The sequence below is a fragment of the Pseudomonas sp. R151218B TE3479 genome (assembly GCF_053629195.1).
Window position 1 is genome coordinate 191764 of record NZ_JBRJHV010000001.1, and the last position, 24809, is coordinate 216572.

Here is a 24809-nt window from a genome sequence, read left to right on the forward strand (position 1 = left end):
ATCAGTCGATTCCGCCCGTGAGGGTCGTCTGCTCAGCATAGTCGAGGTGTTTGACGAGCTGCGCGCGCAGCCGGGCACTTACCTCGGCAAATTCAATCGATCCTGCGTGTTCGCTCAACTGGGTCATCGCCAGTCCCGCGTAGCCACAGGGATTAATCCGTCGGAATGGCGCCAGGTCCATGTCCACGTTCAGCGCCAGGCCATGAAACGAACAGCCATGGCGGATCCGCAAGCCGAGGGAGGCGATTTTCGCCCCATCGACGTAGACACCCGGCGCATCCGGCTTGGCCGCCGCCGTCACACCGTAGCTGGCCAGCAGCTCGATCAGGCACGTTTCCATGCGGGTGACCAGCTCGCGCACGCCAAACCCCAGCTTGCGCACATCCAGCAACAGGTAGGCGACCAGCTGGCCAGGGCCATGGTAGGTCACCTGCCCGCCCCGGTCGACCTTCACCACCGGGATATCCCCCGGCAGCAACAGGTGCTCGGCCTTGCCGGCCTGGCCCTGGGTGAACACCGGCGGGTGTTCCACCAGCCAGACTTCATCGTCGGCGGTGGTACCGCGTTCGTTGGTGAAGCGTTGCATGGCATGCCAGACCGGCTCGTAGGCCATCGTGCCCAGCTCGCGAAAGCCCAGCGTGCCCGGCATCACAACACCATGTGCACGAAACCGGTCGCTCGCAGCTCGCTGTTGATGTCGTAGAGCTGTTCCTGACCGGTGGCAATGATGTGCAACTGGATCGTCGTGTACTTGCCGTTGGTACTCTGGCGCTCGGCCAGGGTCTTGTGGTCAACGGTGGCATGTTTTTCAAGGATCGCGATGATCTTGTCCTTGAACCCCACGCCGGTGTCGCCGATTACCTTGATGGGGTAATCCGCGCAGGGAAATTCGATTTTTGGCGCCTTTACTTCAGAGTCTGTCATGGCGTAACGGCCTCGTAAGCCGTGGTAACGCACATGGCCCCGCTCCGAATGGGAACGAGGCCATGCAGGTCAACACTTCGATCAGTTGAACAAGCCGTAGAAGAATAGACGGATGCTATCCCAGATGCGGCGGAAGATACCACCTTCCTCGACCGCGTCCAGAGCGATCAGGTCAGCGCTGTGCACCACTTTGTCGTCCAGTTTGACTTCGACTTTACCGATCACGTCGCCCTTGGCGATGGGAGCGGTCAGTTGCGGGTTCATGGTCATGCTGGCAGCGAGCTTCTTGAGCTGGCCTTTGGGCAGGGTCATGGTCAGGTCCTGGGCCAGGCCGGCCTTGACCTGGTTGCTCGAACCTTTCCAGACCTGGGCCTGGGCCAGTTCGGTGCCCTTCTGGTAGAAGGTCTGGGTTTCGAAGAAGCGGAAGCCGTAGGTCAACAGTTTCTGGGTCTCGGCGGCACGGGCCACCTCGCTGTTGGTGCCAAAGACAACGGCGATCAGGCGCATGCCGTCACGCACCGCCGAAGACACCATGCAGTAGCCGGCCTCTTCGGTGTGACCGGTCTTCAGGCCATCGACGGTCTTGTCGCGCCACAGCAACAGGTTGCGGTTAGGCTGCTTGATGCCGTTCCAGAAAAACTCCTTCTGGGAGTAGATGGCGTAGTGGGCCGGGTCTTCGTGGATGATTGCCCGGGCCAGCAGCGCCATGTCGTGAGCCGACGAATAGTGCTCAGGGTTCGGCAGGCCGGTGGGGTTCATGAAGTGGCTGTTGGTCATGCCCAGGTCGGCCACGGTTTTGTTCATCATGTCGGCGAACGCATCTTCGCTGCCGGCGATGTGCTCGGCCAGGGCGACGCTGGCGTCGTTGCCGGACTGGATGATGATGCCGTGCAGCAGGTCGCTGACGGTCACTTGCGAACCGACCTTGATGAACATCCGCGAACCGCCGGTGCGCCAGGCGTTTTCGCTGACGGTCACCGGATCGTTTTCACCGATCTGGCCGCGACGGATTTCCAGCGTGGCGATGTAGGCGGTCATCAGCTTGGTCAGGCTGGCCGGTGGCAGGCGCTGGTCACCATTGTTCTCTACCAGCACCTCGCCGCTGCTGGCATCCATGAGCACAAAGGATTTGGCGGCCAATTGAGGGGGGGCCGGCATCATCTCGACCGCGAACGCGGCCGGTGAGAGAAGCAGCGGGACTAGCAGGCAAAGGCGTTTGGCAAAGGTGGTGATGTTCATCCGTCTCTCGAAATCGCTAATGGGACTGCCCGAAGGCAAAACTGAAACAGGCAGCTTTCTAACGAGCTGCCGCGTATTTAAGTTGCTCACTCACTGCCCTTGCCGGGCTTTTATTATTCATGGAGCCAACAACCTGACCCGCTCCAACCGCAAGCGGGCCTCATTCAATCACTCAGCGGTGACCAGGCTCGGCGAACCGAGATTGGCCAGGCGCACGCTGTTCTGCACCTGCTGGACTTCACCCGGAGAACCGATCGGCCCCAGGCGCACCCGATGCAGTGTCTGCTGGTTGCGCACGATCGAGCTGATGAACACCGGGGCGCTCACCATCGAGCTGAGCTTCGACCTCAGCAGCTCGGCAGCGTCCGGGTTGGCGAACGCGCCCACTTGCAGAAACTGGCCAGACGCTGTTGCAGAAGCGTTTTTTTTTGCATCGATCTGCACGGGCAGCACGGCCGCAGCATGTTGCTGCGGCGGTGGTGTCCACTGCTCGACCGTGCCGGTGGACGCCGTCACGGTTGGCGCGGCATTTTGCGCCACTTTCGGCTCGTTGAGCATCAAAGGCGCCGGACGGCCACGTTGGGCCCACCATTCCTGCGGGTCGATGCCTTCGACCTTGACCCGGGCAGTGCCGATTTCAGCGTAACCGAGTTTTTTCGCCGCCGCATACGACAGGTCGATGATGCGGTCGGAATAGAACGGCCCACGGTCATTGACCCGCAGGATCACGCTCTTGTTGTTGTCCAGGTTGGTCACCCGCACATAGCTGGGCAGCGGCAAGGTCTTGTGGGCCGCGCTCATGCCATACAGGTCATAGACCTCGCCATTGGCGGTGTTCTGGCCATGGAACTTGGTCCCGTACCAGGACGCCGTGCCCGAGGCCACGTAGCGCTTGGAGTCGGACAGCGGGAAATAGGTCTTGCCCAGCACCGTATACGGGTTGGCCTTGTAGGGACCGGTGTGCAGGGTCGGCGTGGCGTCAGGGATGCGCGAGACATCCACGTCCCACCACGGCGCGCCGTCCTTGTGGGCCCGGTTGATGTCCAGGCCCGGCGTCGCGCGTACGGCGGTGGTGTTTTTCTGGGCCGGCGCGCGGCTGGTCGAACAACTGACGACCAACAGCGACAGCGCGGCCAACGCCACGAGCTTCAGGGGTTGATAGGTAGGCAATGCCCGCATTATTTGACGCCCCGTGCTTTGACCAGCTCTTCAGACAGTTGATATACGGCCATGGCGTACATCACGCTGCGGTTATAACGCGTAATCGCGTAGAAATTCTTCAGGCCCATCCAATATTCGGGGCCTTGTTCGCCTTCCAGCCGCATCGCGGTGACCGGCATGTCGTCACGCAGCGCATCATGACTCGACCAGCCCAACGCCCGCAACTCCCCGACGGTTTTCGTCGGCTCGATGCCCTCGGTCAGGCCCTCGTCCACTTGCTCGCCGCGCACGTCGGCGCGGCTGACCACCGGTTGGCCGGTTTCCCAGCCATGGCGCTTGAAATAGCTGGCGACACTGCCGATGGCATCGGTCGGGTTGGTCCAGATATTGATGTGGCCGTCGCCGTCGAAGTCCACCGCGTAGGCGCGGAAACTGCTGGGCATGAATTGCGGCAGGCCCATGGCCCCGGCGTAGGAGCCCTTGAGGGTCAACGGATCGACCTGCTCTTCACGGGCCAGCAGCAGGAACTCGCGCAGCTCCTTGCGGAAGAACTCGGCACGCGGCGGGTAATCGAAGCCCAGGGTCGACAACGCGTCGATCACCCGGAAATTCCCGGTGTTGCGGCCAAAGAAGGTCTCGACGCCAATGATCGACACGATGAACTGGGCCGGCACGCCGTACTCCTGCTCGGCACGGGCCAGGGCCGCCTCGTGCTGGCGCCAGAAGTCCACGCCCCGGGCGATACGCGCCTCGGTGATGAACATCGGCCGATACTCGCTCCACTGCTTGACCCGCTCGGCGGGCCGGGAGATCGCATCGAGGATCGACTGCTTGCGTTCGGCCTCGCGAAACACCCCCATCAGCTGCTCACCGGCAAAACCGTAGTCGCGGGTCATCTCACCGACGAATTCGGCCACCTGTGGCGAGCCTTCGTATTCACCGGCCAAGGCCTGCGACGCACTGCCGAGGAAGCCGACCAGGCCGATCCACGGCGCATATCGCGTCGACCAGCCACGCATTGCTTGCATTGAACTCTTCACCTTATTCAAACCTGCGCGATCCATTTGCGATGCGTATGAATCGACATCAAAACCCCAAACGCTGACAGTAGGGTCACCAGCGAAGTTCCTCCGTAGCTAATGAAAGGCAACGGCACCCCCACGACCGGCAACAGGCCACTGACCATACCGATGTTGACGAAAACATAAACAAAAAACGTCATGGTCAGGCTGCCCGCGAGCAACTTGCCGAACAATGTCTGGGCCTGGGCGGTAATCACCAGCCCCCGGCCGATCAGCAGCAGATAGATCAGCAGCAGCACGCAGATACCCACCAGGCCGAACTCCTCGCCCAGTACGGCGATGATGAAGTCGGTGTGGCTTTCCGGCAAAAAGTCCAGGTGGGACTGGGTGCCCATCAGCCAGCCCTTGCCGAACACCCCGCCGGAGCCGATGGCGGCCTTGGACTGGATGATGTTCCAGCCAGTGCCCAACGGGTCGCTCTCGGGGTCGAGGAACGTCAGCACCCGCTGCTTCTGGTAGTCGTGCATCACGAAGTACCACATGGCCACCGACACCGGCACGGCGGCGGCGATCACGCTGAGGATCCAGCGCCAGCGCAGCCCGCCCATGAACAGCACGAAGGCGCCGCCGGCCAGGATCAGCAGCGAGGTGCCGAGGTCCGGCTGACGGACGATCAGGATGAACGGGATGCCGATCAGCAACAGGCTGATGCACACATGCTTGAGCTGCGGCGGCAGGGAACGCTTGGCCAGGTACCAGGCGATGGTCGCCGGCATGATGATCTTGAGAAATTCCGAAGGCTGGAAGCGGATCACCCCGGGTATGTTGATCCAGCGGGTGGCCCCCATGGCGTTGTGGCCCATGATGTCCACCACCACCAACAAGCAGACCCCCACCACATAGGCCAGTGGCACCCAGCGCGCCATGAACCGCGGTTCGAGCTGGGCGATCACGATCATCGACACCAGGCCGATGCCGAACGAGGTGGCCTGCTTGGCCAGCAGGTCCCAGCTCTTGCCGCTGGCCGAATACAGCACGAACAGGCTGCCGGCGGCCAGGGTCAGCAGCAGGATCAGCAACGGGCCATCGATGTGCATGCGCTGCAACAAGGTGGCGCGACGGCGCATCACGTCTTCGCTGGAGAGGATCCGGTCGAAATTATTCTTCACGGGCCGTAGCCTCCGCAGTGATGGGGCTCGCGTATTCAGGCTTGAGCTGGCCGTGCTCATCCAGCAGCCAGGCGTCCATGATCTGGCGTACCACCGGCGCGGCGACGCCGGAACCCGACTCGCCGTTCTCGACCATGACCGCCACGACGATCTTCGGGTTGTCGGCCGGCGCGAAACCGACGAACAAGGCGTGGTCGCGGTGGCGTTCCTGAACCTTGGAGCGGTCGTACTTCTCGCCCTGCTTGATGGCGACGACCTGGGCCGTACCACTCTTGCCGGCAATCCGGTATTGCGCACCGATGGACGCCTTGCGGGCGGTACCGCGGGCGCCATGCATCACCTGCTGCATGCCGTTGTTGACCTTCTGCCAGTCCGACGGGTTGCGCAGGATGATGTCCGGCATCGGGTTCGGGTCCACCGGCTTCTGGCCTTCGATGGTCTTGGCCAGGTGCGGGCGATACCACTTGCCTTTGCTCGCCACCAGCGCCGTGGCCTGGGCCAACTGCAGTGGCGTGGCCTGCATGTAGCCCTGGCCAATCCCCAGGATCAGGGTTTCGCCGGGGAACCAGGCCTGGCGCCGAGTCGCCCGCTTCCATTCCCGGGATGGCATCAGGCCGGGGGATTCCTCGAACATGTCCAGGGAGACTTTCTGACCGAGACCGAACTTGTTCATGTAGGACGCCAACCGATCGATCCCCAGCTTATGGGCCAGGTCATAGAAGTAGGTGTCGTTGGAACGCATGATCGCCGTTTCCAGGTCCACATATCCGTCGCCGGTGCGGTTCCAGTTGCGGTACTTGTGGTCATAGTTCGGCAACTGGTAATAACCCGGGTCGTAGACCCGGCTCGAAGCGGTCACCACGCCGGAGTCGAGCCCGGCAATCGCCACGGCGGGCTTGATGGTCGAGCCCGGCGGGTAGAGACCGCGCAGCACACGGTTGAACAGCGGCCGGTCGATGGAATCGCGCAGCTCGGCGTAGGCCTTGAAGCTGATGCCGGTGACGAACAGGTTCGGGTCGAAACTCGGCTGGCTGACCATCGCCAGCACTTCGCCGGTGTTCGGGTCCAGTGCCACCACCGCGCCGCGCCGTCCGCCCAGCGCCGCTTCGGCGGCCTCTTGCAGCTTGATGTCCAGGCTCAGGACGATGTCCTTGCCGGGGATCGGATCGGTGCGTTTGAGCACCCGCAATACGCGACCGCGAGCGTTGGTCTCGACCTCCTCGTACCCCACTTGGCCATGCAGTTCGGGCTCGTAGAAGCGCTCGATACCCGTCTTGCCGATATGGTGGGTGCCGCTGTAATTGACCGGATCGAGGGTCTTGAGCTCTTTCTCGTTGATCCGTCCCATGTAGCCGACCGAGTGGGCGAAATGCGGCCCCTGGGGATAATGCCGCACCAATTGCGCCACCACCTCGACGCCGGGCAGACGGAACTGGTTCACGGCGATCAGGGCGATCTGCTCTTCGGTCAGCTCGAACAGGATCGGCACCGGCTCGAACGGCCGTCGGCCCTGGCGCATGCGCTTCTCGAAGATCGCCCGGTCCTCGGGCGTCAGCTGCAGCACTTCGACGATTACGTCGAGCACCTGCTGCCAGTCACCGGAGCGCTCGCGGGTCATGCTCAGGCTGAAGCTGGGCCGGTTATCCGCCACCACCACGCCGTTGCGGTCGAAGATCAGCCCGCGGGTCGGCGGAATCGGTTGCACGTGCACCCGGTTGTTTTCCGACAGGGTGGAGTGGTACTCGTACTGGATCACTTGCAGGAAATACAAGCGCGCAATCAGCACGCCGATCAGCGTCACCACCGTAATAGCACCGAACACGACGCGGCCCCGTACCAGACGGGCGTCTTTTTCGTGGTCCTTGATGCGGATCGGCTGGGGCATGGGGCAGGATTACTTGTGGTAAGGGTGCCCGGACAGGACTGTCCAGGCACGATACAACTGTTCGCCGATCAGGATCCGCACCAGCGGGTGCGGCAACGTCAAAGGCGACAACGACCAGCGCTGATCGGCCCGGGCACAGACTTCCGGCGCCAACCCTTCCGGGCCGCCGACCATGAAGTTGACCGTGCGCGCGTCCAGCCGCCAGCGATCGAGCTCCACCGCCAACTGCTCGGTGCTCCAGGGCTTGCCATGGACTTCGAGGGTGACGATGCGCTCGTTCGGCCCGACCTTGGCCAGCATGGCTTCGCCTTCCTGGCGGATGAAACGCGCCACGTCGGCGTTCTTGCCACGGGTGTTGAGCGGAATTTCCACCAGTTCCAGGGCCAGCTCGGAGGGAAGACGCTTGGCATATTCATGCCAGCCTTCTTCCACCCACTTGGGCATGCGAGAACCGACAGCGATCAGGCGCAGTCGCACAGCGGTCCCTTATTGCTGGTCTTTGTTGAGCTTGGTGAAGTGCTCATGGGGGTTTTCCGGGCTGTGGTGCGCGGCGCTGGCCGAACGGCTCTGCTCGGCGCCGGCCCACAGGCGCTCCAGGTCATAGAACTGACGCGCCGAGGCGGTCATCATGTGCACGATGACATCGTCCATGTCCAACAGCACCCAGTCGCTGTCGCCCTTGCCTTCTTCACCCAGCGGCTTGACGCCCTGGGCCTTGACCGCTTCGCGGACCTTGTCCAGCATCGCGCCGATCTGGCGGTTGGAGGTACCGGTGGCGATGATCATGTAGTCCGTGATGCTCTGCTTTTCACGCACGTCGATCACCTGGATGTCCTGGGCCTTGACGTCTTCCAGGGCCGCCACGGCCACCTTGACCAGCTCTTCGCCGACCAGCGCCACGCCGGTATGTGCCTCTACAGGCAGCGGGGCGCTCTTGAACGTGCCCTTGCGCTTTACTTTGTTTACGTCTTTGTCAGTCATATAAAACTCGTTTTGCTCGTATGTTCGGGCGCTTCGCTACACGCATTCACGTGCCTTGAAGCGCGCCTTTTTCAGTTCGACGCACGGTAAAGCCCGTGCGCATCGATGTAGGCCAGGACCGCGTCGGGCACCAGGAAACGTACCGACTTACCGCTGGCCAGCAGTTGACGGATCTGGGTGGCGGATACCGCGAGCGGCGTCTGCCAGACGAATGCAATCTGTCCGCTCGGCCCTTTCAGGGCCAGCGGGTCGCTCACCGAGCGGGCCGCCAGCAGGTTGCGCAAGGCATCCGGCGGCTCGCTGTCGGCATCCGGGCGTTGCAACACCAGGATGTGGCAATGCTGGAGCAACTCTTCCCAGCGATGCCAAGTGGGCAGGCCGCAAAAAGCGTCCCAGCCCAGAAGCAGAAAAACCTGGGCATCAACGGCCAGTTCGGCGCGTATCAGCTCCAGGGTATCGATGGTGTAGGACGGTTTGTCCCGCTGCAATTCGCGGGCGTCCACCACCAGCGGTGCCACACCGGCCACCGCGCACTCGACCATCGCCAGACGGTCCTGCGCCGACACCTGCGGCGTGTCCCGGTGAGGCGGCCTGGCGCTGGGCGTCAGGCGTAGCTCATCGAGGCCCAGGGCGTCTGCGACTTCCAGCGCACCGCGCAAATGGCCGATGTGCACCGGGTCGAACGTGCCGCCCAGGATACCGATGCGCCGGGGCGGAGTTGTCGTCGTCACAGCGGCTGACGGGTCGAGGTCGCCCAAGTCAGACCGGCTCCTGTCCGCGCAACTGGCCGTCACCGACCACAATGTACTTCTCGCAGGTCAGGCCTTCGAGGCCCACCGGGCCGCGGGCGTGCAGCTTATCAGTAGAAATGCCGATCTCGGCACCCAATCCGTATTCAAAGCCGTCGGCGAAGCAGGTCGGGGTGTTGATCATCACCGACGCCGAATCCACTTCGGCCACGAAACGCCGGGTTTCGCCCTGGTGCTCACTGACGATGGAATCGGTGTGGTGCGAGCCGTGGCGGTTGATGTGCTCGATGGCCTGGTCCAGCCCGTCGACCACGCGGATCGACAAGATCGGCGCCAGGTACTCGGTGTCCCAGTCTTCTTGCGTGGCCGCAACGGCCTCGATGATCGCCCGGGTACGCTCGCAACCGCGCAGTTCGACGCCTTTTTCGCGGAACTGGGCGGCCATCGACGGCAGGAAGTCCTGGGCAACGGCCTGGTCCACCAGCAGGGTCTCCATCGCGCCGCAGATACCGTAGCGGTAGGTCTTGGCGTTGAAGGCGATGCGTTGGGCCTTGGGCAATTCGGCGTGGGCACTGACGTAGACATGGCAGATGCCGTCCAGGTGCTTGATCACCGGCACGCGGGCGTCACGACTGACCCGTTCGATCAGGCCCTTGCCGCCACGTGGCACGATGACATCGACGAACTCGGGCATCGTGATCAGGGCGCCGACTGCGGCGCGGTCGGTGGTTTCCACCACTTGCACCACGGCCGCCGGCAGATCGGCCTCGGCCAGGCCGCGCTGGATGCAGGCGGCAATGGCACGGTTGGAATGGATGGCCTCGGAGCCGCCGCGCAGAATGGTCGCGTTACCCGACTTCAGGCACAGGCTCGCAGCGTCGATGGTCACGTTCGGCCGCGACTCGTAGATGATCCCGACCACGCCCAGGGGCACGCGCATCTTGCCGACCTGGATGCCCGACGGGCGGTAGCTCATGTCGCGGATCGCCCCGACCGGGTCCGGCAGGGCCGCGACCTGGCGCAGACCGACGATCATGCCGTCGATGCGGGCCGGGGTCAGCGCCAGGCGCTCGAGCATGGCCGGTTCGAGGCCATTGGCCCGGCCAGCGGCCAGGTCCAGCTCGTTGGCGGCGGACAGCTCGGCGCGCGCAGCGTCCAGCGCATTGGCGGCGGCCTGCAGCGCGCGGTTTTTCTGCGCGGTGCTGGCCCGGCCGATGATGCGCGACGCTTCGCGAGCGGCGCGACCCAGGCGGGTCATGTAGTCAAGAACGGACTCAGTCATGGTCTGTGTGGTCTTGGCGATGGGGAAAGCGGCAGATTATAGCTGTCGTAACCCTCGACTAACAGCATGGACTCGCAGTGGTGACCGGCGGAGAAGTAAAACAGGCGTAAACAGCCGGTTGAAGCGAGTGTTCAGCGGTGATTAAGCTTTCCATTGCTATCATCGCGCTTCCTTTGGCCTCACTTCGTCTATCGCCATGACCGATTTGCCATCGCCCAATGCCCTGCCCCACGCCTTTTTCGACCGCGACGCCCAGGTCCTTGCCAAAGACCTGCTGGGCAAAGTCATTCGTCACAAGGTCGGCGACCTGTGGCTCAGCGCGCGAATCATCGAGACCGAGGCGTATTACTTTGCCGAAAAAGGCAGCCACGCCTCGCTGGGCTACACGGAAAAACGTAAGGCTTTGTTTCTGGATGGCGGGCACATCTACATGTACTACGCCCGGGGCGGCGATTCGCTGAACTTCAGCGCCCAGGGTCCCGGCAACGCGGTGCTGATCAAATCGGCCTACCCGTGGGTCGATGCCGTTTCCGGGCCGACGAGCCTGGCGCAGATGCTATTGAACAACCCCGACGCCCAAGGCCGGCCGCGCACACCGCAGAAACTCTGTGCCGGCCAGACCCTGCTGTGCAAAGCGTTGGGGCTGAAAGTGCCGGACTGGGACGCCAAACGCTTCGACCCCGAGCGCTTGCTGGTGGAAGACGTGGGCGTGCCGACGGTCAATGTGATCCAGACCACCCGCCTGGGTATTCCATTGGGACGGGATGAACACTTGCTCTATCGCTTCGTCGATGCCGCCTACGCCCCGTGGTGTACCCGCAACCCGTTGCGACGGGGGCAGGTCGAAGGGCGTGATTATTTTTTGCTTTCATGAACACACCGCACAACCCTGTGGGAGCGAGCTTGCTCGCGATGGCGTCGGATCAGCAGAATGGCGCTGACTGACACACCGCTATCGCGAGCAAGCTCGCTCCCACAGTTTGATCTTCAGTGGTCGGGGATTTTCGTTCACAGCAGCCCCCTGTGGGAGCGGGCTTGCCCGCGAAGGGGGCGGTACTTTCAGTATTAATGTTGACTGACACGCCGCATTCGCGAGCAAGCTCGCTCCCACAAAGGGCCAAGTGCAGTAACAATGCATGCCGATAACTATTCAATGGAGTTGTCCTTATGGGCCCATGGCTCGATAGCGTCACTGGCTGGCTGACCGTCAACCCGCAATGGCTGGCGGTGGCGGTGTTCATCGTCGCTTGCGTGGAGTGCCTGGCCATCGCCGGCCTGATCGTGCCGGGAACGGTGCTGTTGTTTGCCATCGCGGTGCTGGCCGGCAGCGGCGCGTTGTCCCTGGGCGAGACGTTGCTGCTGGGCCTGCTCGGCGGCTTGCTGGGGGACTTGGTGTCGTATTTCCTCGGCCGGCATTTCCACCAGAACATCCGGCGCCTGCCCGGGCTGCGCCATCATCCTGAGTGGATGAGCGCCGCGGAAAGCTACTTCCAGCGCTACGGCATCGCCAGCCTGTTGGTGGGGCGTTTTATTGGCCCGCTACGGCCCATGTTGCCGATGGTGGCCGGGATGTGCGACATGCCGTTTCCGCGCTTCGCAGCCGTCAGCGTGCTGGCCGCGGCGGGCTGGACCGTGGCCTATCTGTTGCCGGGCTGGGCCACCGGGGCGGCATTCCGCCTGCCATTGCCCGAAGGGTTCTGGCCACAGGCCGGCGTGGTCATCGGCAGCATCGCGGTGATGATCGGGCTGAGCGTCAACAGCACCCTGCGTCGCCATCGCCATGCCACGGCGCTGATCGCTGGCATCGGCCTGGTGATCCTGATCGGCCTGTTCATCGGCTTTCGTTACCTGACGGCGTTCGACCAGGGCTTGATGGCCCTGGTCCAGGAGCATCGCAGCCCGACGCTGGATGAAATCGCCGTGACCTTCACGCTGATCGGCGAATTCCGCTACATGTTGATTGTCTGCAGCCTGCTGACCGGGTTGCTGCTGTTGGCACGGCAATGGCGCCAGGCAATCTTTGCCGGGGGCACGATGCTGGTCACCTCCTTGGCCAATACCGGCAGCAAACACTTCTTTGCCCGGGTGCGCCCGGAGATCCTCACCGACCCGCTGACCAGCTACAGCATGCCCAGCGGCCACGCCTCCGGGGCATTCGCGCTGTTCCTGACCCTGGCCGTCCTGGCCGGCCGCGGTCAACCGCCACGCCTGCGCCTGACCTGGTTGCTGCTGGGCTGCTTGCCGGCGCTGGCCATCGCCCTGTCGCGGGTCTACCTGGGCGCGCACTGGCCGAGCGACATCGTCGCCGGCGCCATGCTGGCCGCCAGCATCTGTGCGGCCGCCCTGTGGTTGAGCCAGCGCCAGACCCCGCTTCCGGCCATGCCGCCGAAAGTCTGGTGGCTGATTCTGCCGGCGCTGGTGGCGGTGTTCAGCTTCTTCGCGCTGCGGCACTTGCCCCATGCGATGTTGCGGTATGCCTATTGAGGCCGGACCTGTCGAGAACAGGATCTGAAGACACCGGTGCCCCCTGTGGGAGCGAGCTTGCTCGCGATGACGGTGGCCCATTCACCCTTTATGCAAGCTGACCCACCGCTATCGCGAGCAAGCTCGCTCCCACAGGGATTGGTGGTGTATAGGGGACGGCGCTTCAGGCGAAGAGCTCGCCCTGCAGCTCATCGAGCAACGCCTGGATCGCATCCAGACGCTGTTGCGGGTCATCGAGTTGCAGCAGGTCGATCTTGTCCAGCTCATTGAACGGCAGCAGGTAGGCCAGTTGATTGGCCAGCGATTGCTGGCCGGTCGCTTCGGTGCCCATGTTCAAGGCCTCGACCATCGGGTGCTCGGCCAAGGCCTTGAGCAGCGCCACCAGGTCGGCGTCTTCTTCTTGCAGCGGTTGCTCCGGTTCCTCCTCCAGCCACTCGACTTCAGCGACCATCAGTTGATCCGCCTGGACGCTGGTGCCATGGACGATAAAGCGCCGCCCACCCTCCACGCGAATGCCCAGCAGACCATTGTCCTGCTGGGAAAAATCAGTGATGCGCGCTTCACAACCAACCCGCGCGTAGCCTTCAGGCGCAAGGCCGACTTCCTCGCCATCGAGGATGCACACCACCCCGAAGCCTTCGCCCTTTTTCATGCAGCGCCCAATCATGTCGAGGTAGCGCGCCTCGAAAATCTGCAAGTCGAGGATGCAACCGGGGAACAGCACAGTGTTCAACGGGAAAAGCGGCAAGCTCATAACCAGATCCTTAAACGGTCATCGACACCACCAACGGCAATAGCACCGCCGTGGCCACGCCCATCAGACTCATCGCCAGCGCCGCAAAGGCACCCGACTCCTCGCTTTCCTGCAGCGCCACCGACGTGCCCACCGCGTGGGCCGCCAGCCCCAGGGCCATGCCCCGGGCCTCGGGGCTATGGACACCCAACCGGGTCAGAATACTCGGACCGAGGATCGCCCCGAGTACACCGGTGATCAACACGAACACCGCCGCCATGGCCGCCACGCCGCCGATCTGTTCGGCCACCAGCATGGCGATCGGCGAAGTCACGGACTTGGGTGCCATGGTCATCAGGATCATGTGCTCGGCACCAAAGGCCCAGCCCAACACCACCGCGGAGCCCGTGGCAAACACCCCGGCTATCACCAGCGTAGTAAAAATCGGCCAGAACAATTGCCGGATCCGTCGCAGGTTCAAATACAGCGGCACCGCCAGGGCGACCGTGGCCGGGCCCAGCAGAATGCTGAGGATCTCGGTGCTCTTGCGATACTCGGCATAGCCGATGCCGCAGCCGACCAACACGCCGATCAACAGCACCATCGACATCAGCACCGGTTGCAGGAACACCCAGCGGGTCTTTTCGAACGCCGCCAACACCAACTGATAGGCACCCAGGGTAATGCCGATACCGAACAGCGGATGATGGATCACCGAGGTCCAGGCGCCCTGCCAGTCGAGCATCATTGGCTGTCCTCCGCAGCGGCGACGTGACGGCGGGCCAGGCGCTGCATCAGCACGCCCGTCAGCGCCACGGACAGCACCAGGGACAAGGTCAACGCGCCAACGATGGCCCAGAAATCGGCGGCGATCGCCCCGGCATAGACCATCACCCCCACCGCCGGCGGCACCAGCAGCAAGGGCAGGTAACGCAGCAGACTACTGGCGGCCAGGTTCAACGGTTCGCTGACTTCACCGCGCATCACCAGATAGCCCAGCAGCAACAGCAGGCCAATGATCGGCCCAGGCAGCACCGGCAAGAACAAATGATTGATCGCAGTGCCCAGCAATTGAAAAAACACCAGCCAGGTCAGGCCCCGTAGCAACATCCGCTCTCTCCCCCTGCAACAGCCCCAATGAACGCGCCAATTCGGTTCACTCAAGCGAGCGGCGTGATTGTGTGGCGAGGGAGCTTGCTCCCGCTGGGCTGCGCAGCGGCCCCATTTCATGAGCGCTTCGCACTCAAGCGGGAGCAAGCTCCCTCGCCACGGAATCAAACGCACACGTTAAATGAACGGAATTGCAAAGAATGCGCCGGCATTATAAGCACGCCTGCGCTATGGGTCGGCATTCGTAAAAAGCATGTTCAGTGACCTTACTTGCACGCCATGTTGATCTACAGTGGTTTTTCGGGGACGCCAATCCCCGCTCAGAAAAAGTAAAACCGATGAACCCAAGGAGAGTCTCAATGCCCTACGTCCCCGTTGCAGCGCTCAAAGATTATGTCGGCAAGGAACTTGGACGTTCCGAATGGCTCACCATCGATCAGGCGCGCATCAACCTGTTCGCCGAAGCCACTGGCGACTTTCAGTTCATCCACGTCGATCCGGTCAAGGCCGCGCAGACCCCGTTTGGCGGCACCATCGCCCACGGTTTCCTGTCGCTGTCGCTGATGCCCAAGCTGATGGAAGACATCCTGATCCTGCCCGAAGGCGTGAAGATGGTCGTCAACTACGGCCTGGACAGCGTGCGTTTCATCCAACCGGTGAAGGTCGATTCCAAGGTCCGGCTCAAGGTCGACCTGGTGGACGCCACCGAGAAAAAACCCGGCCAATGGCTGCTCAAGGCCACCGCCACGCTGGAAATCGAAGGTTCGGAAAAACCGGCCTACATCGCCGAGCCGCTGTCACTCTGCTTCGTGTAAACCTGCGCGGTCGCGAAACCGCCCGTGCAGTTTCGCATCGCTTCCCTATGTCCAGGGGACCAAGCTGCGGCATACTCGTGACCTGATGACCTGGATCCCGTTATGCGCTTATTCGTCCCGCTGACCCTGACCCTGTTGCTCACCGCCTGTGGCGGCGGCGAATCGCCGCTGCCTCCCGACGCGCGCCTGCCCGACGGCGGCCGCTATCGCGGCGACCTGGTGGACGGGCTGCTGCAAGGCCAGGGGCGCATCGACTACCCCAACGGCAGCTGGTATGCCGGGCAGTTCGACAAGGGCCAGTGGCACGGCACCGGGGAATGGCACGGCAGCAATGGCGAGGTCTATCGCGGCCAGTTCCACCAGGGCCTGTTCCACGGCCAGGGCAGCCTGACCACCCCCACCAGCAGCTACACCGGCGGCTTCAAGCTGGGGCGACGGGACGGTGAAGGGACGCTCAAGGAAAACGGCATGACCTACCGGGGCGAGTTCAAGGCCGACCGCTATTCCGGCCTCGGGCGCCTGGAACTCGACGACGGCAGCCAGTACCAAGGCCCCTTCGTCAACGGCAAGCCCAACGGTGAAGGCCAGCGCTTCGACGCCAGCGGCAACCAGTTCACCGGCCATTTTGTCGATGGGCAACTGCAGGGCAAGGGCACCTTCAACAGCGCTGATGGCGATGTCTACATCGGCGGTTTCAGGAACAACCAGCTCAACGGTCGCGGTCGCTACGAAAATGCCGACGGCGATGTCTGGATCGGCCGATTCAAGGACGGTGCGCTGACCGGCAAGGGCGAACTGATCGGCGCCGACGGCAGCCACTACCTCGGTCAATTCAATGATTGGCGCTTTACCGGCCAGGGCCGCCTGAACCTGCCCGACGGCAGTTTCTACATCGGCCAGTTCGAAAACGACAGCTACCACGGACGCGGCACCTTGGTGCTGACCGATGGCACCGTGCAAAGCGGCACCTGGGCCAACGGCCAACGGGTGCGCGACGCGGACGGCAGGCTGTTGCCGGATGTGCTCGAACTTGGCCTGCTGGCCCAGGGCCGCCTGCTGGAGGAGGCCCTGGCCAATATCCCGGCCTCGACCCCGGCGGTGGAGCTGTACAGCCTGACCCTGGGCGGCGACGGCAAGCAAAGCGTGTTCCTGCGCGAATCCGATTATGTCGCCAACATGCTCGCCAGCCGTTTCGGCGCGTTCGGGCAGATCCGTCTGGTGAACCACCGCGATCACCTCGGCGACCGGCCCATGGCCAGCCGCGAAAGCCTGCGCCGCGCCGCCGCCACCCTGGCCGAGCGCAGCGGCCCGGAAGACCTGATTTTCATCTACCTGACCAGCCACGGCACCAGCGAGCATGAACTGGTGCTCGACCAGCCGCGCATGGAACTGGCCGACCTGCCCGCCGATGAACTGGCCGTGGTCCTGGCGCCGCTGAAGAACCGCGACAAGATCGTGGTGATCTCGGCCTGCTATTCCGGCGGATTCATCCCGGCGCTCAAGGATGAACGCACCTTGATCATGACCGCTTCCCGGGCCGACCGGGTGTCCTTCGGCTGCTCCGAGGAAGCCAACTTCACCTACTTCGGCGATGCGCTGTTCGCCCAGGCCTTGAACCAGACCGACGACCTGGAGCAGGCTTTCAAGCGGGCCAAGGCCACCGTGGCCGAACGGGAACAGGCGGACAATTTCGAAGCCTCCGAACCGCAGATATGGGCGCCCAGGACGGTCCTTTCCCACTGGCAACTGCTACGCAAACAGCAGGCCCGGAAAGCATTGCAAAGTACTGCATTGAACGACGGAGCCACAAAGAGCAACTAAGCTGAACCGTATCAAGGGGGAAACACTATGTACTTGACGCCTCAGCATGTTTTGCTCGCCGGAGCTACCGGCCTGACCGGGGAACATCTACTGGACCGGTTGCTCAACGAGCCGACCATCACCCGGGTCCTGGCCCCCACCCGCCGGCCGCTGGCCGAACACACGCGCCTGGAAAACCCGGTGGGGGAGCCGGCCCAGGTGTTGCCTCAACTCAGCGGCCAGGTCGACATCGCCTTTTGCTGCCTCGGCACCACCCTCAAGAAAGCCGGCTCCGAAGCAGCTTTTCGCGCGGTGGACCTGGACCTGGTAGTGGCGTTTGCCAAACGCGCCCGGGAACTGGGCGCGCGGCACCTGGTGGTGATCAGTGCCCTGGGGGCCGATGCCAAGTCATCGATCTTCTACAACCGGGTCAAGGGTGAGATGGAGGCGGCCCTCAAGGCCCAAGACTGGCCGCAATTGACCCTCTGCCGCCCTTCCCTGCTGCTGGGCGACCGCGTCGAACCGCGCCTGGCCGAGCAACTGGCCGGGCCGTTGTCGAAGCTGATCCCAGGCAAGTACCACGGCATCGAAGCCTGCCAACTGGCCCGAGCCATGTGGCGCCTGGCGCTGGAAGAGCAGGACGGGGTCCGAGTGGTGGAGTCGGATGAGTTGCGTAAGCTCGGCAAATGATTCTGCAGCGCCTGACCGGGCCTCATCGCGAGCAAGCTCGCTCCCACAGTTGACCGAATTCCGCCAGGAAGAGGTCGAATGTGGGAGCGAGCTTGCTCGCGATGAGCGCACCACCGCCCCAAAGCCAAGCCCCCATTCCGGTGTTTGTTACAACCCGCCAGTCGCCTGAAACCCCACCCCTATCGCCGTGAACAACGACAACGGCAGCAACAAGGTATCCAGCAGCGCACTGCCCGGCAGATCGACGCCAGGGTAGCTCGGTGCCTCGGCCCCAAAGCGGTCCTTGGCGCAGCAGCCGCCGTTGAGCGCGTAAAGATCCAGGCGCGTGCCCGCGTACACCACCGGCGCACCGGGCTTGGCGGCGTCGAGGGTGCGGGCGGTGGCGCAGCCGGTCAGGTGCAGCACCAGCAGCACGATCAGCAGCTTATTCATCGCTGCTCAAATGATGCTCGCCCCAGCGCGGCAGCATGTCCTGGGGGATGTTCAACAGGTTGAGAATCCGCGCGACGACGAAATCGATCAGGTCGTCGATGGTCTGCGGCTGGTGATAGAAACCCGGCGAGGCCGGCAGGATGGTCACGCCCATGTTCGACAGCTTGAGCATGTGCTCCAGGTGAATGCTCGAATACGGCGCTTCCCGCGGCACCAGGATCAACGGGCGGCGCTCCTTGAGCGTGACGTCCGCCGCCCGTTCGATCAGGTTGTTGCAGGCCCCGGTGGCAATCGCCGACAGCGTCCCGGTGGAACACGGCACCACCACCATGGCCGCCGGCGCGCCGGAGCCCGAGGCCACCGGTGACATCCAGTCTTCCTTGCCATACACGCGAATCTGCCCGGCCGCCGCCCCGGTGTATTCGGTGAGGAAGGCCTGCATCATCTGGGTCTTGGCCGGCAGGGTCACGTCGGTCTCGGTGGCCATCACCAATTGCGCCGCCTTGGAGATCAGGAAGTGCACCTCGCGGTCTTCGCGCACCAGGCAATCGAGCAGGCGCAAACCGTACTGGGCGCCGGAAGCACCGGTCATCGCCAGGGTGATGCGTTCCGGACTGTTGTTCATCGCAGCGCCTCGGCCAGTTTGCCGTGCAGGCCGCCGAAGCCGCCGTTGCTCATGATCACCACGTGGGTACCGGGCTGGGCCTGGCTCTTCACGCGCTCGATGATGCCTTCCAGGGAATCGCTGACAATCGACGGCACCGTGCACAGCGCGGCGGTAGCGCCGAGGTCCCAGCCGAGGTTGGCCGGTGCATACCAGATCACCTGATCGGCATCGACCACGCTTTCCGGCAGGCCATCGCGGTGCGCGCCGAGCTTCATGGAGTTGGAGCGCGGCTCGATGATCGCGATCAGCGGCGCATCGCCGATGCGCTTGCGCAAACCGTCGAGGGTGGTGGCGATGGCCGTTGGGTGGTGGGCGAAGTCGTCATAAATGGTGATGCCGTTGACCTCGGCGACTTTCTCCATCCGCCGCTTCACGCTCTTGAACGCGCTCAACGCGGCGATGCCCATGGACGGCACCACGCCGACATGCCGGGCCGCCGCCAACGTTGCCAGGGCGTTGGCGACGTTGTGCTGGCCGGTCATGTCCCACTCGACCACGCCTTGGGACTGGCCTTCGAACATGACTTCAAATTGCGACCCGTCATCCTTGAGCAACTTCACCTGCCATTGGCCGCCCGCACCGGTGGTTTGCACCGGGGTCCAGCAGCCCATTTCAATGACGCGTTGCAAGGCCGGTTCGGTGGTCGGATGGATCACCAGGCCTTCGCTCGGGATGATGCGCACCAAATGGTGGAACTGCCGCTCGATAGCCGAGAGATCGGGGAAGATGTCGGCGTGATCGAACTCAAGGTTGTTGAGGATCGCCGTGCGTGGACGGTAGTGGACGAATTTCGAGCGTTTATCGAAAAACGCGCTGTCATATTCGTCCGCCTCGATCACGAAGAACGGCGTGCCACCCAGGCGCGCCGACACCGAGAAATTCTGCGGCACGCCACCGATCAGGAAACCCGGGCTCATGCCGGCGTGTTCCAGGACCCAGGCGAGCATGCTGCTGGTGGTGGTCTTGCCGTGGGTGCCGGCCACGGCCAGGACCCAACGGCCCTGCAACACGTGATCGGCCAGCCACTGCGGCCCGGACACGTACGGCAGGCCTTTGTTGAGCACGTACTCCACCGCCGGGTTGCCCCGGGACATGGCGTTGCCGATGACTACCAGGTCCGGCGCCGGCTCCAGTTGCGCCGGGTCGTAGCCTTGGGTCAGTTCGATGCCCTGGGCTTCCAGCTGGGTGCTCATCGGCGGATAGACGTTGGCGTCGGAACCGGTCACGTGATGGCCCAGCTCCTTGGCCAGGACCGCCATCGAACCCATGAAAGTGCCGCAAATACCGAGAATATGGATGTGCATAGTCGACCTCGTAAACATGGCCGCAGGTTAGCGTAGGGAGGGGGAAATCGCACCTTGTGTTTCGAACGGCAGCCATCAGGACACCGCAAATCCCTGTGGGAGCGAGCTTGCTCGCGATAGCGGTCTTACCGCCAACACAGGTGTTGAATGACACACCGCCATCGCGAGCAAGCTCGCTCCCACAGTTGAATGTACAACCCGGCTTTTGTGGCGAGGGAGCTTGCTCCCTCGCCACAACAGCAGTCAGCAGTCAGCAGTCAGCAGTCAGCAGTCAGCAGTCAGCAGTCAGCAGTCAGCAGTCAGCAGATCAATTATCAGTGGCTCAGCGGGCGATAGCGTGTTTACGCAACTTTCGGTAAAGGGTATTGCGGCTGATCCTCAGTTGTTCCGCCGTGTGGGTCATGTGCCAACGCTGGCGCTCCAGTGCATCGAGCAACGCCAGGCGCTCGGCATCTTCCAGTGGCCGTTCTGCCACTGCTTCAACCACAGCCACCGGGCGCTGGCGGATCATCGCCGGCAAGTCCTCCAGCCCAATCCGCCCACCGTCACACAGCGCGGCCAGGGTCCGCAGCACATTGCGCAGTTGCCGCACGTTGCCCGGCCAGTCGAATCCCAGCAACGCCTGACGCGCCGGCTCGTCGATGAGCACCGTCTCGCCCCCGCTCTCCTCAGCCAACAGAAAATCCAGCAACTGCGACTTGTCACTGCGTTCGCGCAACGCCGGGAGGGGGATTTCCAAGCCATTGAGGCGGTAGTACAAATCCTCGCGGAAGCTGCCATCCCGCACCCGGTCGAGCAACTGCCGGTGGGTGGCGCTGATGATGCGCACGTTCACCGCCTCGGGCTCGCCGCCGATGGGCACCACTTGGCGATCTTCCAACACCCGCAGCAAACGGGTCTGCAAGGCCAGGGGCATGTCGCCGATTTCATCGAGGAACAACGTGCCGCCGTCGGCCTGTTGCAGCTTGCCGCGCATGCCTTCCTTGCGCGCGCCGGTGAAGCTGCCGCCGCGATAACCGAACAGCTCGCTCTCGATCAGGCTTTCGGGGATGGCCGCGCAGTTGAGGGCGACGAAGTGCTTGCCGGCGCGCTGGCTGGCGTGGTGCACGGCCTTGGCGAACGCCTCCTTGCCGGAGCCGGTTTCGCCATGGATCAGCAACGGCACATCGCGTTCGAACACCCGCAGCGCCTTGCGAAAATGCTCCTGCAACGCCGCGTCCCCCAGGCAGATACCCGGCAGCCGCGCGGGCTCGACGGCCTTGAGCAGCGCCGGCGCGACCGGCACCGGCACACTGCGCGGCTGGCCACGCAACACCGCGAACAAATGCCGGCCATCACGGGTGCGCAGCGGCCAACTGGCACTGGCCTGGGCGCTGGCCCGGCCGAGCAACTCGTCCAGTGAACAGTCGAAAAAGTCTTCCACCCGCTGCCCCAGCAAGCTGCCGCGAATATGCCCCAAGAGATTGAGCGCACTCTGGTTGACCGCGCAGATCCGTCCTTCGCCGTCGAACGCCAGCAAGCCCTCGCTGAACAGCCCCACGGATTCGGCCTGCAAATGAAAGCGCAGCAGCCATTGATTGTCGAAGCAACGGAGGAAATAGCAGCTCTCGATCATCTTCGCCGAGAGATTGACCAGGGCCATGGTGTGGAACTGGCTCTGGCGCGACACGTCCGGCCGGGCCGAGGAGACGTCGAGCACCGCTAGCAATTCGCCTTGGGGATCGAACACCGGGCTGGCCGAACAGGTCAGGCCGGTGTGGCGACCACGAAAGTGTTCTTCCTGGTGGATGGTCAGGGCCTGGCGTTCTACCAGGCAGGTGCCGATGCCGTTGGTGCCTTCGCAGGCTTCGCTCCAGTCGGCGCCGAGCCAGAGGCCGGCCCGTTCGAAAATCTTCCGTTCGCTGGGGGCGGTGACGCAGTTGAGGATCACGCCCCGGGCGTCGGTCAGCAACACCGCGTGGCCGGCGCCGGACAGTTGCTGGTGCAGGCTGGTCATTTCATTGCCGGCGATGTGCAGCACCTGTTGCAAGCGCTCGCGGCTCTCCAGCACCCGGCCATGCTCGAGCACCGTCGGCGCCAGGTTCTGGGCCGGGTCGAGGTGATAGTCCTCGAGGCAGCGCAGCCAGGAACGAGCAATCGACGGATCGCTGCCAGGGCCCTGCAGATGGGCCTTGCCCTGGGTGACCGTCAGGACTTGCTGGGCATGGCGACTCAAATGGTTGCTGTGCATTTCTTATTATTCTCCCCGAAGGTTGCGGCCTTGTTGGAGTAACGGTCGAACCCTAACCCTGTGTTTGACACTTCACCTGTGGCGAGGGGATTTATCCCCGCTGGGCTGCGAAGCAGCCCCAAAACCTGAGTCTGCGGAGTGTCAGGTTGATCGAGTTGACTGGTGGGGGGGCTGCTGCGCAGCCCTGCGGGGATAAATCCCCTCACCACAGATAAATCCCCTCGCCACAATGGTGTTCGGCAGGCCAACTGGCGAATACCCCAGCATCCTCCAGCCCAACCGCCTTTGCAATGCTGGCGCGACCTGCCAGTCACAGACTGTCTCGCATCTGGCACAAACTGTCACACCCGCTGTATCGCAAGCGTCACACCCCCCCTCCGTTTGTCCGACCAACTCCTCCTAAAGTCTTGATTTACGGGCCCTGCAAGGCAATGGCCCAACCTTTGCTCTAGGCTTTATTACCAGCGCTCAATTTTGCGCGGCCTCCCGTATAAGCACAAAAGCCAAGGAGAACTCATCATGCGTTACGCTCACCCCGGTACTGAAGGCGCTATCGTTTCGTTCAAGAGCAAATACGGTAACTACATCGGCGGCGAGTTCGTCGCGCCTGTCAAAGGTCAGTACTTCACCAATACTTCCCCGGTCAATGGCCAGCCCATTGCCGAATTCCCGCGCTCCACGGCCGAAGACATCGAGAAAGCCCTGGACGCCGCCCACGCCGCCGCCGATGCCTGGGGCGCCACGTCGGCCCAGGCCCGTTCGCTGGTCCTGCTGAAAATCGCCGACCGCATCGAAGCCAACCTTGAAGTGCTGGCGATCACCGAGTCTTGGGACAACGGCAAGGCCGTGCGCGAAACCCTCAACGCCGACATTCCCCTGGCCGCCGACCACTTCCGCTACTTCGCCGGTTGCCTGCGGGCCCAGGAAGGCGCGGCCGCCGAGATCGACGGCAACACCGTGGCCTACCACATCCATGAGCCCCTGGGCGTGGTCGGGCAGATCATCCCCTGGAACTTTCCGCTGCTGATGGCCGCCTGGAAACTCGCTCCGGCCCTGGCCGCCGGTAACTGCGTGGTGCTCAAGCCGGCCGAGCAAACTCCGCTGGGCATCTGCGTGCTCATGGAGTTGATCGGCGACCTGCTGCCACCCGGTGTGCTGAACGTGGTGCAAGGCTTCGGCAAGGAAGCCGGCGAAGCCCTCGCCACCAGCAAGCGCATCGCCAAGATCGCCTTCACCGGTTCCACCCCGGTGGGCTCGCACATCATGAAATGCGCCGCCGAAAACATCATCCCGTCCACCGTGGAACTGGGCGGCAAGTCGCCGAACATCTTCTTCGAAGACATCATGCAGGCCGAACCGAGCTTCATCGAGAAAGCCGCTGAAGGTCTGGTGCTGGCGTTCTTCAACCAGGGCGAAGTCTGCACCTGCCCATCCCGCGCCCTGGTCCAGGAATCGATCTACGACGAATTCATGCAAGTGGTGATGAAGAAAGTCCTGCAGATCAAGCGTGGCGACCCGCTGGACACCGACACCATGGTCGGCGCCCAGGCGTCCGAGCAGCAATTCGACAAGATTCTTTCGTACCTGGAAATCGCCAAGGGCGAAGGCGCCGAGCTGCTGACCGGCGGCAAAGTGGAAAAACTCGAGGGCAACCTGGCGACCGGGTATTACATCCAGCCGACCCTGCTCAAGGGCACCAACAAGATGCGTGTGTTCCAGGAAGAAATCTTCGGCCCAGTGGTGAGCATCACCACCTTCAAGGACGAAGCCGAAGCCCTGGCGATCGCCAACGACACCGAGTTCGGCCTCGGTGCCGGCCTGTGGACCCGCGACATCAACCGCGCCTACCGCATGGGCCGGGCGATCAAAGCCGGTCGCGTCTGGACCAACTGCTACCACCTGTATCCGGCGCACGCCGCGTTCGGTGGCTACAAGAAGTCCGGCGTGGGGCGTGAAACCCACAAGATGATGCTCGACCATTATCAGCAGACCAAGAACCTGCTGGTGAGCTACGACATCAATCCGTTGGGGTTCTTCTAAGCCATTGGGGCGAGGCAGGGCCTCCTGCTTTGCCCTTTAGATAGCCATCGCGAGCAAGCTCGCTCCCACAGGGGTCTGTGGATAACTCTTTT

General features: G+C 63.2%; 24 protein-coding genes. 6 read left to right on the top strand and 18 right to left on the bottom strand.

All coding sequences use genetic code 11. The features are described from left to right. Window position 1 precedes the first annotated feature (1 nt). From lipB to AB7M32_RS00945, 11 genes are all read right to left on the bottom strand, one after another. Window positions 2-649 carry a lipoyl(octanoyl) transferase LipB gene (gene lipB / locus AB7M32_RS00895; RefSeq protein WP_003205887.1) on the bottom strand — a complete coding sequence of 216 codons (648 nt, stop codon included), beginning with the start codon at window positions 647-649 and terminating at the stop codon, window positions 2-4. Next, window positions 649-924: a DUF493 domain-containing protein gene (locus AB7M32_RS00900; protein ID WP_053125656.1), complete on the bottom strand. Its 276-nt coding sequence runs from the start codon at window positions 922-924 to the stop codon at window positions 649-651. The genes lipB and AB7M32_RS00900 overlap by 1 nt, the downstream gene beginning before the upstream one ends. 81 nt (window positions 925-1005) lie before the next feature. Continuing rightward, complete coding sequence (locus AB7M32_RS00905) at window positions 1006-2163, bottom strand: D-alanyl-D-alanine carboxypeptidase family protein (protein WP_072411920.1); 1158 nt, start codon at window positions 2161-2163, stop codon at window positions 1006-1008. 168 nt (window positions 2164-2331) lie between these two features. After that, a complete protein-coding gene (locus tag AB7M32_RS00910) occupies window positions 2332-3342 on the bottom strand; it encodes a septal ring lytic transglycosylase RlpA family protein (RefSeq protein WP_072411922.1) in 1011 nt (336 codons plus the stop codon). Then, the gene (gene mltB, locus AB7M32_RS00915) at window positions 3342-4352 is read right to left on the bottom strand and encodes a lytic murein transglycosylase B (protein ID WP_454248844.1); all 1011 of its coding nucleotides are present in this window, start codon (window positions 4350-4352) and stop codon (window positions 3342-3344) included. The genes AB7M32_RS00910 and mltB overlap by 1 nt, the downstream gene beginning before the upstream one ends. Before the next feature lie 17 nt (window positions 4353-4369). Beyond that, complete coding sequence (rodA, locus tag AB7M32_RS00920; protein ID WP_163006686.1) at window positions 4370-5473, bottom strand: rod shape-determining protein RodA; 1104 nt, start codon at window positions 5471-5473, stop codon at window positions 4370-4372. A gap of 31 nt (window positions 5474-5504) precedes the next feature. Then, the gene (mrdA, locus tag AB7M32_RS00925) at window positions 5505-7400 is read right to left on the bottom strand and encodes a penicillin-binding protein 2 (protein WP_072411926.1); all 1896 of its coding nucleotides are present in this window, start codon (window positions 7398-7400) and stop codon (window positions 5505-5507) included. A 9-nt stretch (window positions 7401-7409) separates the two neighbouring features. Further along, window positions 7410-7877 (bottom strand): 23S rRNA (pseudouridine(1915)-N(3))-methyltransferase RlmH, encoded by a 468-nt coding sequence (gene rlmH, locus AB7M32_RS00930; RefSeq protein ID WP_047229490.1) that lies wholly within the window; start codon window positions 7875-7877, stop codon window positions 7410-7412. A 9-nt stretch (window positions 7878-7886) separates the two neighbouring features. After that, on the bottom strand, window positions 7887-8381 hold the full coding sequence (rsfS, locus tag AB7M32_RS00935; RefSeq protein ID WP_058543147.1) for a ribosome silencing factor: 495 nt from the start codon (window positions 8379-8381) through the stop codon (window positions 7887-7889). 71 nt (window positions 8382-8452) lie between these two features. Further along, window positions 8453-9139: a nicotinate-nucleotide adenylyltransferase gene (gene nadD / locus AB7M32_RS00940; protein WP_454248845.1), complete on the bottom strand. Its 687-nt coding sequence runs from the start codon at window positions 9137-9139 to the stop codon at window positions 8453-8455. A 1-nt stretch (window position 9140) separates the two neighbouring features. After that, window positions 9141-10412 carry a glutamate-5-semialdehyde dehydrogenase gene (locus AB7M32_RS00945; protein WP_060740477.1) on the bottom strand — a complete coding sequence of 424 codons (1272 nt, stop codon included), beginning with the start codon at window positions 10410-10412 and terminating at the stop codon, window positions 9141-9143. Between the two features lie 196 nt (window positions 10413-10608). Between AB7M32_RS00945 and AB7M32_RS00950 the strand changes: the two genes are divergently transcribed. Both AB7M32_RS00950 and AB7M32_RS00955 read left to right on the top strand, forming a co-directional pair. Next, the gene (locus AB7M32_RS00950) at window positions 10609-11286 is read left to right on the top strand and encodes a DNA-3-methyladenine glycosylase (RefSeq protein WP_454248846.1); all 678 of its coding nucleotides are present in this window, start codon (window positions 10609-10611) and stop codon (window positions 11284-11286) included. Window positions 11287-11579: 293 nt separating this feature from the next. Then, entirely contained in the window at window positions 11580-12896 is a 1317-nt protein-coding gene (locus AB7M32_RS00955; protein ID WP_454248847.1) for a bifunctional DedA family/phosphatase PAP2 family protein, read from the top strand. Window positions 12897-13059: 163 nt separating this feature from the next. On the opposite strand, the gene AB7M32_RS00960 is transcribed toward AB7M32_RS00955, so the two are convergent. From AB7M32_RS00960 to AB7M32_RS00970, 3 genes are read right to left on the bottom strand one after another with little or no spacing between them, the layout of a single operon-like run. Further along, window positions 13060-13650 (bottom strand): LON peptidase substrate-binding domain-containing protein, encoded by a 591-nt coding sequence (locus AB7M32_RS00960; RefSeq protein WP_072411934.1) that lies wholly within the window; start codon window positions 13648-13650, stop codon window positions 13060-13062. A gap of 10 nt (window positions 13651-13660) precedes the next feature. Beyond that, window positions 13661-14377 carry an LrgB family protein gene (locus AB7M32_RS00965; RefSeq protein ID WP_060740473.1) on the bottom strand — a complete coding sequence of 239 codons (717 nt, stop codon included), beginning with the start codon at window positions 14375-14377 and terminating at the stop codon, window positions 13661-13663. Next, window positions 14374-14739: a CidA/LrgA family protein gene (locus tag AB7M32_RS00970; RefSeq protein WP_072411938.1), complete on the bottom strand. Its 366-nt coding sequence runs from the start codon at window positions 14737-14739 to the stop codon at window positions 14374-14376. The genes AB7M32_RS00965 and AB7M32_RS00970 overlap by 4 nt, the downstream gene beginning before the upstream one ends. A gap of 359 nt (window positions 14740-15098) precedes the next feature. Between AB7M32_RS00970 and AB7M32_RS00975 the strand changes: the two genes are divergently transcribed. The 3 genes from AB7M32_RS00975 to AB7M32_RS00985 all read left to right on the top strand — a co-directional run bounded on the left by AB7M32_RS00975 (window position 15099) and on the right by AB7M32_RS00985 (window position 18044). Next, window positions 15099-15554 carry a MaoC family dehydratase gene (locus tag AB7M32_RS00975; protein WP_454248848.1) on the top strand — a complete coding sequence of 152 codons (456 nt, stop codon included), beginning with the start codon at window positions 15099-15101 and terminating at the stop codon, window positions 15552-15554. A 102-nt stretch (window positions 15555-15656) separates the two neighbouring features. Then, on the top strand, window positions 15657-17375 hold the full coding sequence (locus AB7M32_RS00980; protein ID WP_072411940.1) for a C13 family peptidase: 1719 nt from the start codon (window positions 15657-15659) through the stop codon (window positions 17373-17375). Window positions 17376-17402: 27 nt separating this feature from the next. Beyond that, on the top strand, window positions 17403-18044 hold the full coding sequence (locus AB7M32_RS00985) for an oxidoreductase (protein ID WP_454248849.1): 642 nt from the start codon (window positions 17403-17405) through the stop codon (window positions 18042-18044). A gap of 147 nt (window positions 18045-18191) precedes the next feature. Here the strand turns inward: AB7M32_RS00985 and AB7M32_RS00990 are convergent, their stop codons facing one another. The 4 genes from AB7M32_RS00990 to AB7M32_RS01005 all read right to left on the bottom strand — a co-directional run bounded on the left by AB7M32_RS00990 (window position 18192) and on the right by AB7M32_RS01005 (window position 22677). Then, window positions 18192-18476, bottom strand: coding sequence for a YceK/YidQ family lipoprotein (locus tag AB7M32_RS00990; protein ID WP_454248850.1), 285 nt, complete (start codon window positions 18474-18476; stop codon window positions 18192-18194). Continuing rightward, window positions 18469-19101 (bottom strand): flavin prenyltransferase UbiX, encoded by a 633-nt coding sequence (gene ubiX, locus AB7M32_RS00995; RefSeq protein WP_072411946.1) that lies wholly within the window; start codon window positions 19099-19101, stop codon window positions 18469-18471. The genes AB7M32_RS00990 and ubiX overlap by 8 nt, the downstream gene beginning before the upstream one ends. Beyond that, window positions 19098-20447: a UDP-N-acetylmuramate:L-alanyl-gamma-D-glutamyl-meso-diaminopimelate ligase gene (gene mpl / locus AB7M32_RS01000; protein WP_454248851.1), complete on the bottom strand. Its 1350-nt coding sequence runs from the start codon at window positions 20445-20447 to the stop codon at window positions 19098-19100. Before mpl ends, ubiX begins: the two co-directional genes overlap by 4 nt. 322 nt (window positions 20448-20769) lie before the next feature. Further along, window positions 20770-22677 carry a sigma-54-dependent Fis family transcriptional regulator gene (locus tag AB7M32_RS01005; RefSeq protein WP_454248852.1) on the bottom strand — a complete coding sequence of 636 codons (1908 nt, stop codon included), beginning with the start codon at window positions 22675-22677 and terminating at the stop codon, window positions 20770-20772. Window positions 22678-23196: 519 nt separating this feature from the next. On the opposite strand from AB7M32_RS01005, the gene exaC reads away from it, so the two are divergent. Continuing rightward, window positions 23197-24717, top strand: a complete 1521-nt coding sequence (exaC, locus tag AB7M32_RS01010) for an acetaldehyde dehydrogenase ExaC (protein ID WP_072411964.1) — start codon at window positions 23197-23199, stop codon at window positions 24715-24717. The last annotated feature ends 92 nt before the right edge of the window (window positions 24718-24809 follow it).